12 protein-coding genes are annotated in these 13593 nt (G+C 68.3%); 9 read left to right on the top strand and 3 right to left on the bottom strand.

The genetic code is table 11. The features are described from left to right. Positions 1-24: 24 nt before the first annotated feature. Together ACN675_RS09035 and ACN675_RS09030 are read right to left on the bottom strand one after the other, a co-directional pair. The gene (locus ACN675_RS09035) at positions 25-1587 is read right to left on the bottom strand and encodes an AMP-binding protein (RefSeq protein ID WP_420750532.1); all 1563 of its coding nucleotides are present in this window, start codon (positions 1585-1587) and stop codon (positions 25-27) included. An 83-nt stretch (positions 1588-1670) separates the two neighbouring features. After that, complete coding sequence (locus ACN675_RS09030; RefSeq protein WP_420750531.1) at positions 1671-2474, bottom strand: enoyl-CoA hydratase/isomerase family protein; 804 nt, start codon at positions 2472-2474, stop codon at positions 1671-1673. A gap of 236 nt (positions 2475-2710) precedes the next feature. Between ACN675_RS09030 and ACN675_RS09025 the strand changes: the two genes are divergently transcribed. Beyond that, positions 2711-3946: a cytochrome P450 family protein gene (locus ACN675_RS09025; protein ID WP_420750530.1), complete on the top strand. Its 1236-nt coding sequence runs from the start codon at positions 2711-2713 to the stop codon at positions 3944-3946. Positions 3947-3977: 31 nt separating this feature from the next. Beyond that, the gene (locus ACN675_RS09020) at positions 3978-5414 is read left to right on the top strand and encodes a phosphotransferase family protein (protein WP_420750529.1); all 1437 of its coding nucleotides are present in this window, start codon (positions 3978-3980) and stop codon (positions 5412-5414) included. Here the strand turns inward: ACN675_RS09020 and ACN675_RS09015 are convergent. Further along, positions 5321-5860, bottom strand: a complete 540-nt coding sequence (locus ACN675_RS09015) for a Zn-ribbon domain-containing OB-fold protein (RefSeq protein WP_420750528.1) — start codon at positions 5858-5860, stop codon at positions 5321-5323. The genes ACN675_RS09020 and ACN675_RS09015 overlap by 94 nt on opposite strands. 52 nt (positions 5861-5912) lie before the next feature. On the opposite strand from ACN675_RS09015, the gene ACN675_RS09010 reads away from it, so the two are divergent. The 7 genes from ACN675_RS09010 to ACN675_RS08980 all read left to right on the top strand — a co-directional run bounded on the left by ACN675_RS09010 (position 5913) and on the right by ACN675_RS08980 (position 13585). Continuing rightward, entirely contained in the window at positions 5913-7082 is a 1170-nt protein-coding gene (locus tag ACN675_RS09010) for a thiolase family protein (RefSeq protein WP_420750527.1), read from the top strand. Between the two features lie 310 nt (positions 7083-7392). Continuing rightward, the gene (locus ACN675_RS09005; protein WP_420750526.1) at positions 7393-8232 is read left to right on the top strand and encodes an MlaE family ABC transporter permease; all 840 of its coding nucleotides are present in this window, start codon (positions 7393-7395) and stop codon (positions 8230-8232) included. Beyond that, positions 8232-9092 (top strand): ABC transporter permease, encoded by an 861-nt coding sequence (locus ACN675_RS09000; protein ID WP_420750525.1) that lies wholly within the window; start codon positions 8232-8234, stop codon positions 9090-9092. Before ACN675_RS09005 ends, ACN675_RS09000 begins: the two co-directional genes overlap by 1 nt. Before the next feature lie 2 nt (positions 9093-9094). Then, complete coding sequence (locus ACN675_RS08995) at positions 9095-10414, top strand: MlaD family protein (RefSeq protein WP_420750524.1); 1320 nt, start codon at positions 9095-9097, stop codon at positions 10412-10414. Then, the gene (locus ACN675_RS08990) at positions 10411-11454 is read left to right on the top strand and encodes an MlaD family protein (RefSeq protein WP_420750523.1); all 1044 of its coding nucleotides are present in this window, start codon (positions 10411-10413) and stop codon (positions 11452-11454) included. The genes ACN675_RS08995 and ACN675_RS08990 overlap by 4 nt, the downstream gene beginning before the upstream one ends. A gap of 20 nt (positions 11455-11474) precedes the next feature. Further along, complete coding sequence (locus tag ACN675_RS08985; protein WP_420750522.1) at positions 11475-12494, top strand: MCE family protein; 1020 nt, start codon at positions 11475-11477, stop codon at positions 12492-12494. Continuing rightward, a complete protein-coding gene (locus ACN675_RS08980; protein ID WP_420750521.1) occupies positions 12491-13585 on the top strand; it encodes an MCE family protein in 1095 nt (364 codons plus the stop codon). The genes ACN675_RS08985 and ACN675_RS08980 overlap by 4 nt, the downstream gene beginning before the upstream one ends. Positions 13586-13593 lie beyond the last annotated feature (8 nt).

The following is a 13593-nucleotide window of genomic DNA, read 5'->3' as shown; positions in this document are numbered from 1 at the left end:
GCTTCCTTCTCTCGGTGGGTCGGATCAGACCTGGCGGCCGCTCGAAGCCCAGAACTCTTCGCGGAGAGTGCGTTTGAGCAGTTTTCCGGTCTCCGTCCGGGGCAGGGACGTTCGGAACTCGACACTGCGAGGGCACTTGTATCCGGCGAGGCGGGTGCGGCACCAGGCGATCAGCTCGTCGGCCAGCTCGTCCGTGGCTGTCGCGGGTGCGGCGAGCTGGACGAGCGCCTTGACCTGTTCGCCCCACTCGGGGTCCGGGACGCCGATCACCGCGGCATCCGCCACGGCCGGATGTGCGGAGAGGACGCCCTCGACCTCGGAGGGATAGATGTTGACGCCGCCGCTGATGATCATGTCCTTCGCGCGATCGCAGATGAACAGGTATCCGTCCTCGTCGAGGTAGCCGACGTCACCGATCGTGAACGCCTTGCCCCGGTAGGCGGAGCGGGTCGCCACCGGGTCGCCGCGGTACTCGAAGCTCGGTGTCTGCGGTTCGAGGTAGACGTTTCCGATCTCGCCGGCCGGCAGCTCGGTCCCGTCGTCGTCGAGGATGCGCACCGTCATGCCCGCCACCGCACGCCCGACGGTGCCCGGTTTCTCCAGCCAGCGGTGCGGTTTGGCGATGGTGGCGGCGCCCTCCATGCCGCCGTAGGTCTCCCAGATCACCGGACCCCACCAGTCGAGCATCTGCCGCTTCACGTCGAAGGGGCAGGGAGCGGCGGAGTGCACGACCACCTTCAGGCTCGAGTGGTCGTACCGGTCGCGGACCTCGTCGGGGAGCCTCAGTAACCGGACGAACTGGGTGGGGACCATGTACGCGGTCGTCACCCGGTGCTCCTCGATCATCCGCAGAGTCGCCTCGGGATCGAACTTGCCCCCGATGGCCAGTGCCTGCCCGACGTTCAGCGCGCCGAGGTAGAAGCTCTGGCAGCCACCGTGATTCATTCCGGTGGAGACCAGGTGGACGCCGTCGAAGGGAAGGAAGGTGAACGCGCGCCCGAAGGTGGACATGGCATTGGCGGCCGCCGACGGCTCCAGCGGCGGCAGCGGCCGGAGAATTGCCTTGGGCTTCCCGGTGGTCCCCGACGAGTAGGTGATCGCGCCGCCCAGGGTGCGATCCGCCGGCACGGTGTCGGGATGACCGGCGACCAGGTCCTCGTACCGCACGAACCCCGGGATGTCCCCGCCGACGGCCACGGCCGGCCGGATGGTGGGGATGTCGTTCACACTGCCCATCCGGTCCGCGTAGTCGGGGTGCACGACGACAGCGGCCGCACCGGAGTGGGTCAGGATGTCGGTGAACTCGGCGTGCGAGAGGGCGGGGTTGAGCGCGAGGTACCGGATGCCGGTCTCCAGCGCGGCGAGCTGCCAGATGATCGGCTCCACACCGTTGGGCAGCGCGTACGCCACGATGTCTCCGGCGCCGACGCCGTGCGCCTGTAACGCGTGGACCAGACGGTGCGCGGCCGCGGCGAGCTCGCCGAAGGACATGGACCGGCCGTCGGGCGATGCCACGATCGCCGGGCGGTCCGGGTGATCCTCGGCGATCCACCAGAACCCGAGTCGCCGATCCCATAGGTGTTCCACGTGAGCCTCCGCCTCGGTTCCTACCGAGTTTCTCCGGATCAGATCTGTCGGTTGTCGGTGCACGAGTCCCCGGCGAGGCCGGATCACCGGTAGGTCGGGGGGTCGTTCCGGCGCGGCGTCGCACGCCGCTCGGCCACCGGGGGATTGCCGATGTGGGTGTATGCCATCCCGTTCTGCAGCGCGGTGCTGCGGGTCATGTCGAGCGACTCCCAGATCGCGCGCACCGTTCCCTGCACCGCCACGGGGTTGCGCGCCGCGATCGACGCCGCGATCTCCCGCGCGCGGCTGCGCAGCCGATCCCGCTCCACCACCTCGGTGACCAGGCCGAGTCGCAGTGCGGTGTCCGCGGTGATGCGTTCCTCGGTGCCCATGAGCGCCCACCGCAGTACGTCGCCCAGCGGGACGCCGCGGGCCAGCATCCCGATGGGTTCGAGAGCGGAGACGATGCCGCCGTTGGCATGGGGATCGAAGAACACCGCGTCCTCGGACGCGAGGATGATGTCCGACTCGTTGAGGAAGTACTGGGCGCCGCCGGCGGCCATGCCGTGCACGGCCGTCACCACGGGCTTCCAGACCCGGTGGTGGAGCTTGGGGGAAAGGGTCATGCCCGGGTCGAAGGTGTTCCACACGTTCGACTTGGCGAACCAGGACGCGGACTTGATGTCCGCGCCGGTGCAGAAGGCGCGATCGCCGTTGGCCTGCAGCACCACCGCGTGGATCGAGTCGTCGTCGCGGATCGTCCGCCACGCCCACTCGATTTCGGCCGCCATCCGGTCGTCGACGGCGTTGAGGGCGTCCGGCCGGTCGAGCGTGATCGTGGCTACGTGGTCATCGGCCACCTCGAACTCGATCGTTGCCAGGTCCGGAGTGGTGATGTCGATGCTCACGAATGTCCTCCTGCAGTTGCGTGATGCGGTTCACTTCCCATTGAGCGTATGGTAGAAATCATACAAATCAGTTTACTGTTGGCGCGCGGAATCGGGATATCGACGCGAGCAGGGGGAGTGGTGGAGAACCTTTGCCGGAGAAGTAGCGGGTGCCGGTGGTCGTCCCGCACGCCGCGCTCACGACGGTTTCGAGCGGTCTGCGACCGTCCTGCCGGACACGAACGAGAGGTAATCCGATGACGCGAACCGCGGCCGCCCCGATGTCCGTGACCAACCTGGCCGACCCGGTGATGTACTACAACCCCTACCCGCGATACGCGTATCTGCGTGAGCACGAACCGGTTTCGATGGTCAAGGCCCCGATGATGGTACGAGGCACCGGCTACATGGTGACCCGCCACGCCGATGTCCTCGCACTGCACTGCGACAACCGGTTCTCCACCGACTCCTCGAAGCACGGGGGCTCCTCCCGGTTCAACCGGCTACTGCCGCAAACCCTCAAGCTGCTCAGTGAAACGATGGTGTTCAAGGACGATCCGGAACACAAGCGGCTACGGACACTGGTGCACCAGGCGTTCACCCCGAAGCTGGTGGCGGGCATGGCCGACCAGGTCACCGAGATCGCGGCCGAACTTGCCGACGAACTGGCCCGCAAGAAGGACGTCGACCTGGTCGAGGACTTTGCGGTGCAACTTCCGTTGCGGGTCATCTCCGTCATGCTCGGTGTCGGCGACGCGGACCGGGAGCGCTTCCACTACCTCGTCGGCAAGGTCACCGAGGACTCCGGTACCGGCCCGATCGGAATGATCAGGCGGATGCCGATGGCGAACAAGCTGCTCGCCTTCATCCAGCACCTCGCCGACGACGCACGCGCCCACCCGGACGACGGGTTGATTTCGGCGATCGTGGAGGCACGCGAGGACGGTGACCGGCTCACCGAACGCGAGATCCTGGGCATGATCTTCCTGCTGTTGCTGGCCGGGCACGATACGACCTCCAACCTGATCGGCAGCAGCATGCTCGCGCTGGCCCGTAACCCCGAGCAACTGCAACTGCTGCGTGAGGACGAGTCGTTGTGGCCCTCCGCGATCGAGGAACTGCTGCGGTACACCACGCCGGTGGCGTGTGCAGCACCACGGATCGCCGTGGAGGACGTGGAATTCGCCGGCGCACGAATTCCGCAGGGCAGCCAGGTGATCGGGATGATCATCTCTGCCAACCGGGACCGGGAATGTTACGAGGACCCGGAGTCGCTCGACCTGACCCGCACCCCCAACAAGCACATGTCGTTCGCATTCGGCGCGCACTACTGCCTGGGACACCACCTCGCGCGCCTGGAGGGCCGCATCGCGCTGCAGACGCTGCTGGAACGGTTCGACCGGCTCGAGGTGACCGCCGCCGACACCGACCTGCGATACAAGGCGACGCTGTCGCTGCGGGGATTGAAAGCGCTACCCATGCGGGTCGGCTGAGACCGGGGCCGGGTATGACGAGGGGGACGGAATGACGGGGGAAGCGCACGGCCTGCCCGCGGAACTGCACGCGTGGCTGTCGTCCGCCACCGGCGCGGACGAGATCACCGCGAAACAGGTCCCCGGCGGCGCCAGCAGACAGGCGTGGTTCGTCGACGCCCACGGGGTGCCCGACGGCGGACTGTTCCTCCGTTACGATCCGCGACCACCACAGCCCGACAGCGCCTTCCACCCGCTGCAGGTGGAAGCGGAGATCATGCGTGCGCTGTCCGATGCCGGTGCGTGCGTGCCTGCCGTGGTCGCCGTGCACCCGACCCTGCAGGCGGTTCTCCTCCGGCGGGTCGAGGGTGAGACCTGGTTCTATCTGATCGAGGACCCCGACGAGCAGGTGGCGGTGGCGCGAGATTTCATCGGTCATCTCGCAGCGATCCACCGGATCGAACCCCGGGATCTGGCGATCGATTCTCTCGGGCCGGTCCGATCGGTCCGTGAGCACCTCGCCGACGAACTCGCCGGGATCCGGCGGCGCATGGCCCGCAAGAAGGGCCCGACGCCGCTACTGTCGTTCTGTGTCGACTGGCTCGAACGCAACATGCCCGACGACGACGGTCCGGTGGTGCTGGTGCAGGGTGACACCGGTCCCGGCAACTTCATGTACCGCGACGGCCGCGTCACCGCGATCGTGGACTGGGAACTCGCCCACTTCGGTGACCCGATGGACGACATCGCGTGGCTGTCGCTGCGGGCCGCGCAGGACCCGTTCACCAGCTTCCCGGACCGGCTGGCGGAGTACGAGGCGTTGTCCGGTCACCGGATCGACGAACCGAAGATCTGGTACTACCGGCTGCTGGCGGAGGCGAAGCTCGCGACCTTCCACGACGGCGCCGACGACCGTCGAGGTTCCGTCGCGGTGGGATCCCCGGACGCGGGCAACGGCCTGATCTACGGGATGCTGCACCGGCGCCTGCTCATCGAGGCGCTCGGCCGCGCGGTGGGAATCGACATGGAGCGTACCGAGTTTCACCCGGAACCGGACGGTCCCGGCAACGGCCACGTCTTCGACGCCACCTTGGCGGTGCTGCGCGCGGCGGCCGGACAGGCCGGTGACCCGCTGGCCGCCCGCTGGACCAAGGGTGCGGCGCGGCTGGTCAAGTACCTGCAGGAATGCGACCGGGTCGGTGCGGTGCTGGACCGCGACGAGATCGCGGAACTGGCGAAGTTGCTCGGCGAAACTCCGGCCTCCGTCGAGGAGGGGCGGGCCGCTCTGGCCCGGCGGACGATCGACGGGGAGATCCCGGTCCTGGACTACGTCGCCCAGATGTGGAAGGGCGTCCAACGGGACGACTACCTGATGCGGACCGCGTCCGGCGCCCTCTACGACCGCACCTGGCCACCGATCACCCACGGGACCGGACCCGCCGACAGCGGGGAGCCGAGCCTGCCCCGCGATCCGTCGGTGGGCTGGTGATCACCGGTGGAAGAGGGCGCGAATACGGGCACGTACACCCGGTCCGTGCCCTCACGCGTCCCCGCGGCCTCCTCGAAGGCGACGGTCACTCGCATGCCGATCTCCACGGACTCCGGTGGACACCCGACGATGCCGGCGGGGATGCGAAGCCCGGCTTGGTCGTCGAGTTCGACGAGGGCGATCACGTACGGAACCGCCACCTCGGGGTGGAACCGCTGGACGTTGACGGTGAACGTGTAGACCACACCGGTGCCGGACGTGTCGCGAAACCCCGCCGGCTCGTTGCAGTCCGGACAGGTGGCCGCCGGCGGAAAGAACCAGCGCGCACAGCCCTTGCAGAACGGCAGGCGCAGAACGGAATCGGCGCCACCAGCCCAGAAGGGCCGGTCGATGGAGGTGGGCGTCGGAACATACGGGCGGACCTGCTGGGTCGAGAGCTCCTGCATCGCTTCACAGTATCCGCGACCCCCACTCGGCCGCATCCGAACGGAGCCTCCGATGCACTTTCCTGAGCAGGACGCGATCATCTCGGGGATCGGCATCTCCGACATCGGAAGGAAAACGGGCACACCGGGACTCGACCTCACCGTGCAGAGTGCCGCGGCCGCGGTCGCGGATGCAGGCCTGACACCTGCGGACATCGACACGGTCCTCACGCTGGGGGACGTCCCGGCGGCCGAGGCTGCCCGTGCTCTGGGTATCGAATTGCCGGAACTTCCGGCGTTGGACGGTGACGCGGGGCTGCTCGCCCCCGTGCAACAGGCCGCGGTCGCGGTCGGGGAGGGTCGCGCCCGGCACGTCCTCGTCTACCGGACCGTGCAAATGATGGGAGGCACGGTCGATCGACCGCGCCGGTCCGGTGGCGGGAAGGGCGGTGGCCGGCCCCGTCGTGATCCGGGCCCGGCCATGAGCGATGTGCCGTACCTGCTGGCGGCCAACGCCTTCTCCGCGGCCAATTGGCTGGCGCTGCACTGCCGTCGGCACATGCACGAGTACGGCACGACCCGCGAGCATCTCGGATGGGTCGCGATCAACGCGCGCCGCAATGCGGCGCTCAACCCATCGGCGGTGTTCCGGGACGAGATCACGATGGCCGACTATCTCGCGGCCCGGCCGGTGTCGACGCCGTTCGGACTGCTCGACTGCGACGTGCCCGTCGACGGGTCGATCGCGGTGGTCGTCTCCCACCGCGATCACGCCGCCGACATGCCGCACCCGCCGGTCCGCATCGCGGCGATCGGCGGGGCCGCCGGAACCGGGGGATGGACCCAGCGACCCGACTATCCCCGGATGGCCGCCACGGATGCTGCGGCCCGGCTGTGGAGCCGCACCGAACTCGTCCCCGCCGACGTCGACATCGCGGAACTGTACGACGGATTCACGTTTCTCACGATCGCCTGGCTCGAAGCGCTGGGGCTGTGCCCGGAGGGCAGCGGGGGCGACTTCGTGGACGGCGGTACCCGGATCGCGCGCGACGGATCGCTGCCGCTCAACACCTACGGGGGGCAGCTGTCCGCCGGGCGGATGCACGGTTACTGGGTGCTGCACGAGGCGTGTGCTCAACTGCGCGGCACGGCGGGGGACCGGCAGGTACTCCGTCCACCCGAGGTGGCGGCGGTCTCCGTCGGGGGCGGGCCGATCGCCGGATGCATGCTTCTCACGCGGTAACCGGTGGTCGAGTTCGAATGCCCCTCAGTAACACCGCTTACGGCGTTCGGTGTACCGAAATTCCGGTACGCCGACCGTCATCTCCGTGCGCGGATCGAGTGCCTCGTCCGGGAGCCGGATGTGAGCGGAGTCGATCCGGCGAAAGCGCGGAACACCGTGAAGGCAATACATTAAATTGGGTTATATGAATGAGGGGATGGTCCGCGCAGGCGTGGGGGATCGCGCGGATCGCTGATCGGATTTCTGTTCGTCGCAACCGGACGGAGTTCAGGTGACTGAAGACGAGATTCCAGGCGGGGTAAGGGATCACGTGGAAACAACAGGGGGCGCGGCCGACGAGATCGCCGACTGGTCGAGGGGATACCTCGACCGGCATCTCGGCCGGTCGCTCGTCACCGTCGGGGAACAGATCAAGCTGGGCATCGAGGCGATGCGATACCTCGTTGTGGACCTCGTGCGTGGCCGGTTCCCCTTCGAGTACTTCGTTCGTGAGTCGGTGTTCATGGCGAATACCGCGCTGTTGCCGAGCTTCTTCGTCGCCATCCCGATCGGTGTCACCCTGTCGATTCAATTCGGATTGCTCGCCGGGCAGGTCGGTGCCACCTCCCTCGCCGGTGCGGCCAGCGGTCTGGCCGTGATCCGGCAGGGCGCGCCTCTGGTGACCGCGTTGATGATGGCCGCCACCGTCGGATCCGCGATCTGCGCGGACCTGGGGTCGCGGACCATCCGCGAGGAGGTCGACGCGATGAAGGTGATGGGTGTCTCGCCGGTCCGGCGGCTGGTGGTTCCGCGCCTGGCGGCGGCGGTCGTCGTCGGTACCGCGCTCACCGGAATGATCACCTTCATCGGCTTCCTCGCCGGCTACCTGTTCAACGTCTACGTCCAGGACGGGGCGCCGGGCAGTTTCGTCGCCACATTCGCGTCGTTCGCCACCGTCGGCGACCTGGTGCTGGCGATGGTCAAGGCGGTCGTGTTCGGTGCCATCGTGGCGATCGTCGCCTGCCAGAAGGGACTGTCCACCCACGGGGGTCCGGCGGGGGTCGCGAACTCGGTGAACTCCACCGTGGTCGGGTCGATCATGCTGCTGATGGTCGTCAACGTCCTGTTCACCCAGCTCTACGTCATCGCGTTCCCGAGGGCGTCGTTCTGATGGCATCGCCGTCGGCCTACCACCCCCCTGGCGTGCGTTCGCTCACGCTTGCGTACGGGGCGCTCACGCGACCGATCCGGTTGATCGGGCACCTGTTGTCGTTCTTCTGCCGCGCCGTGGCCGGCCTGCCCGCGATGCTCCGGCACTACCACCGCGAGTTCCTGCGCCTGCTGTCCGACGTGACCTGGGGGAACGGCTCCCTGGTGGTCGGCGGCGGCACGGCCGGCGTCATCCTGGTGCTCGGTGCCAGCGCCGGTGCGATCGTCGGGATCGAGGGCTACAACGCCCTGCGTCTGCTCGGTCTCGGCCAGGCGACCGGGCTCGTCTCCGCCACCGCGGCGACCCGCGAACTCGCGCCGATCATGGCGGCGCTCGCCTTCGCTGCGCAGGCGGGCTGCCGGTTCACCGCGCAGCTCGGTGCCATGCGCATCTCGGAGGAGATCGACGCCATGGAATCGCTGGCCATCAGACCGATTCCGTACCTCGTCACGACCCGTCTGCTGGCGTCCACGATCGCCGTCATCCCGCTGTTCGTCTGCTGCCTGGTGCTCACCTACGTCGTCGTGCAGCTGGTCGTCGCGCTCGCCGGCGGCGTGTCCATCGGCACCTACCAGCACTACTTCCACCTGGTCATGGCCGGCCCGGACATCGTGTACGCGGTGATCAAGGTGGTGGTGTTCGTGACCATCACCTCCACGATCCAGTGCTACTACGGCTACTACGCCCGGGGCGGCCCGCAGGGCGTCGGAGTGGCCGTGGGACGAGCGATGCGGTCCGGTATCAGCGTGATGATCCTCGTCAATCTTCTGCTCACCCTGGCCTTCTGGGGGGTCTCGGCCGGTTCGAAGCTGGGGGGCTGAGGATGCAGACGATCTCGCTGGAATCCGAGGCCGGTGCACCGACCGACCGCATGCTGCTGATCCGCGGTCTCATCGGTCTCGTCGTCATCGCGGCGGTCGTCGCCGTCCTGCTGCTTCGCTCGACCGGGTCGCTCGACGACCGGGTCGCCGTCACCGCGCTGCTTCCCGACGTCGGCGACGGGATCCCCGCGAAATCGGACGTGAAGTTCCGTGGTCTCGTCGTCGGCATCGTCACCGGCGTCGAACCGGGCCGCGACGGCCGACCCAACGAGGTGTCGATCCTGCTCGAACCCCATGATGCACAGGGCATTCCCGACACCGTGACCGCGCGGGTGGTCCCGAGCAATGTGTTCGCGGTGTCCTCGGTCCAGCTGGTCGACAACGGTGCCGGAGCCCCGCTCACCGACGATGCGGTGATCCCCGCCGACACGAGCCGGCCGACCGTCGAACTGCAGACGGCCCTGACCAAGATGCGGGACATCGTCGCAGCGGTCGGCCGGGACCGCCGGGACGCCACCGTCGGCGTGCTGACCGCGCTCGCGTCGGCGACCGAGAGCCGCGGGCAGGAGATCCGCGACGCCGGGGGACAACTCGTCGACATGACCAGCGCGCTCAACGCCGCCGTCGACGACGGTTCGGACCGGTCCCAACTGGTCGACCTCGCCACCGCGCTGCAGGGACTTCAGGAATCCGCTCCCGAACTGCTCGACGCCGTCCACAACTCGGCCGTACCGATGCTGACCGTGGCCGAGAAGCAGGCCGCGCTCACCGACCTGCTCGCCGCCGGCCAGTACACGATGGGAACCACCGAACGGGCACTCGGCAACAACGTCGACCGGATGATCACCATCACCCGCCAGATGGCGCCGGTGCTGGACCTCGTCGCCGCGGGTGGCGCGGCCTTCCCCGGGATCGCCACCGACATCGCGGTCGTATCGCGCCGGTTCTCGACCGAATTCTGGGACCCTGCCCGGCAGCGCGGCACCGGACACTTCGTGTGGACGCTGACGCCGCACACGGTCTACGGTCCCGCGGACTGCCCCCGCTACGGCGACCTGGCCGGTCCGTCGTGCACATGGCCGGCTCCGGCCGGCTACGTGCAACCGGTGCTGCCGGCGAGCCTGGACCCCCGCAACTACCGGCCGCCCGCGGCGCTGTCGGGCGGCAACGTCGGGCCGGTCGGCGGCCCCGCCGAGATGGAGGCCCTACGCGGGTTGCTCGGTGAACACGCGACCACCGCCGCCTCGCTGATCCTCGGACCCCTGCTGCGCGGGGCGAACGTGAACGTGGATCCGGTGCCTGCAGCGGAGGGAGGACGATGAGCTACCGGCGCTCGATCATCTGGCTGACGGTGTTCCTGGTGGCCTCCGTCGTCCTCACCTGGACGATCCTGAACACGCTGCGGCGCGGGGTGAGCGGCTCGACCCACACGTACTCCGCGGTCTTCACGGACGTGTCCGGGCTGCGTTCCAGCGACGACGTCCGGGTCGCCGGCGTCCGCGTCGGCCGCGTCGACTCGATCGATCTCGACGGAAATCTCGCCCGAGTGCACTTCCAGGTGGACCGTGCCCACACCCTCAGCGGCGACACCCGGGCAGCGGTGACCTATCAGAATCTCATCGGCCAGCGTTATCTCGCGCTCTCGCTCGGCGACTTCGGCACGCCGACGCCGCTCGAACCCGGCGCCGAGATCCCCGTCGACCACACCGAGCCGTCCTTCGACATCTCGCTGCTGCTCAACGGTTTCGAACCGCTGTTCAGCGTTCTCGATCCGGACAGCGTCAACGACCTCTCCGAAGCGCTCGTCGGCGCCCTGGGAGGCGATGCCGGGTCGATCACGCGGCTGCTCGCGCAGACCTCGGCCCTCGCGGAGTCGATCGCCGGCCCGGACGAGGTTCTCGGGGACCTGATCACCCAACTCGGAACCGCGCTCACCGCGCTGTCCCGGCAGTCCGGCGACCTGCAGGACGTCATCACCCGATCTCAGGTGATCTTCACCGACCTCGCGTCCCGCAAGAGCGAGCTGGTCACATCCGCGGAGACGATCACGCGGGTCGGGGACCGGGTCGCCGAGATCGCCGCGGCCACCCGGCCCGAGATGAGCGAGTTCCTGGAACGGGAACCGGGATTCTCCTCCCATTTCAACGCGGGGAAGGAAGATTTCGGCTACCTGGGCGCCAACTCGCCCTTGCTGCTCAAAGGCCTCGCCCGGATCAGTCAGGAGGGCAGCTTCCTCGGTGCCTACGTGTGCGACCTCAACCCACTCGGGTTCGCGCCGTTCCTGGTGCCGTTGGTTCCGCAGTTGGTCGCCGACAACACGCCGGGCGGCGAGGCCCGGTACTCGCCGATCTGTCAGCCATGAAAAGCCGGGGGGTGCACACGATGACGAGGAAACCGGTCGAGGAGTGGGATTCGCTGCGGCTCGGAATCGCCGGGGTTGCGGCCCTCGTCGTGGGCGTCCTGGCGATCGTCGGAGTCAGCTCTCTCGAGCCCGGCCGCGTCGAGATCGTGGCCGAGTTCGCACAGGCCGCCGAGATCCGCGTGGGTGACCAGGTGACCGTGGCCGGTGTCGCGGTCGGGGAAGTCGCCGGAGCCGAACTCGCCGGCGACCGGGTGAACGTGACGATGAAGATCGACCGGGACGTCGCGCTCGGTGCCGGCACGCGGGCATCGATCAAACTCACCACGCTGCTCGGCTCGCGCTACGTCGCGCTCACGCCGGCAGGATCCGGAACCCTCGATGACGGTCGGATCCCGCTGTCCCACACCGAGGTTCCCTACGATCTGCAGGAGACGATCGAAGGAGCGACCGGCACCTTCGAGCAGGTCGACGCCGCGGAGGTCGCCGACGCCATGACCACACTGACCCACCAGCTGGAGGGTGCACCCGAGGTCGTGCCGCAGGCGCTCGCCAACGCCGGCACCCTCGCGGAGATCGTCGCCGCCCGGCGCACGCAGATCGGCGATCTCATCAGCGGCACCGAGCGGATCACGTCGGTGATCCGGACGCAGCAGTCGAACATCGGGTCCCTGATGGTGCAGGGCCGGGACCTGATGTCGGAACTGGACCGGCGCCGGGAGTCGGTGGTCGGCATGTTCGCCGCGACGACCACCCTGGTCGACGAGCTGCACCGGACCGTCGTCGGCGACAGCCCCGAGATCCAGGAGCTGATCACCGAACTCGACAGCATGCTCGGATCGCTGGCCCGGCACGACGACCTGCTCCGCAACATCCTGGAGGTGGCGCCCCTGCCGGTGCGCAACTTCACCAACGCATCGGGGTCCGGCAACTACGTCGACTTCACCGGGCCGGCCGGCGTCCTGGTCGACTCCTGGATGTGCGCGCTGAGCGGGCGCGCCGAAGAAATCGCGGCGAACCCGTATTTCCAGGAATGCCGATGAATCGCCGGTGGATCGGGCTCGCGGCGGCGTTGGTGCTCGCGCTCGTCGTGGTTGTGGCGGTGGCCGCGTGGCCGGGCGAGAAGCCGCGCACCATCGTCGCTCAGTTCGCGAGCGGCGCAGGACTGTACGAGGGCAACAAGGTGACCGTGCTCGGAATCACCGTCGGTCGGATCGTCACCATCGAGCCGCGCGGGACCGCGGTCGACATCACGCTGGAGGTCGATCCGGAGGTGCCCGTCCCGGTCGACGTGCAGGCGGTCGCGGTGTCGTCGTCCGTGCTGACCGATCGGCACATCGAACTGTCGCCCGCCTACACCGGCGGTCCGACGTTGTCGGACAACGCTTTCCTGCCGGTGGACCGGACCCGGACGCCGATCGAGTTCGACCGGTTGCTGTCGGTGGTGGATACCCTGTCGCGGGAACTGGGTGGTGACGGCGGGGGCGAAGGCCCGGTCGGGGAGATGCTCGCCGTCACCGCCGATTCGCTGGAGGGCAACGGCCCGGCGATGCGCGAGGCCCTCGGCCGGTTGTCGGACGCGCTGCGGACGGGGGAAGACCCGAGCGCCACCCGGGACTCGATCGTCACTCTCGTCGACAATCTGAACGCGCTCACCCAGGCGGCCGCCGACAACGACGCCACGATCCGGGAATTCGGTGGGAGCCTGCGCCGGCTCAGTGACATGCTCGCCGACGAGGCCCTCGGTCAGGGCGACACCGGTTCCAAACTGAACGAAATCCTCACCCGGACGGAAGAGATGCTGGCACAGAACAGAATCCCCATTCAGGGCACGGTCGCCAGCACCGAGACCCTCACCCGTGCGATGAGCGACTACGAGCGGGAGATGTCCGAGTTCCTGAACGTGGCCCCGTTGCTGCTCGACAACGCGTACAACGCGATCGACCGCACCAACGGAGTGGTGCGCGTGCACACCTTCGCCGACCGGATTCTGTTCGACCACCAGATGCTCAAGGAGGTCTGCAATCTCGCCGGACTGCAGGAACTGGGTTGCGCGACCGGCAAGCCGCAGGACTTCGGACCCGACTTCGGCATCACCGCGATGCTGGCGACCGTGGCGGGGGTGGTCCCGTGAGGTCGGCC

Source organism: Rhodococcus sp. O3, assembly GCF_048897285.1.
Lineage (GTDB): Bacteria > Actinomycetota > Actinomycetes > Mycobacteriales > Mycobacteriaceae > Rhodococcus.
The sequence above is the reverse complement of the archived record's forward strand: the minus strand, read 5'-3'. Positions and strand labels throughout refer to the sequence as shown.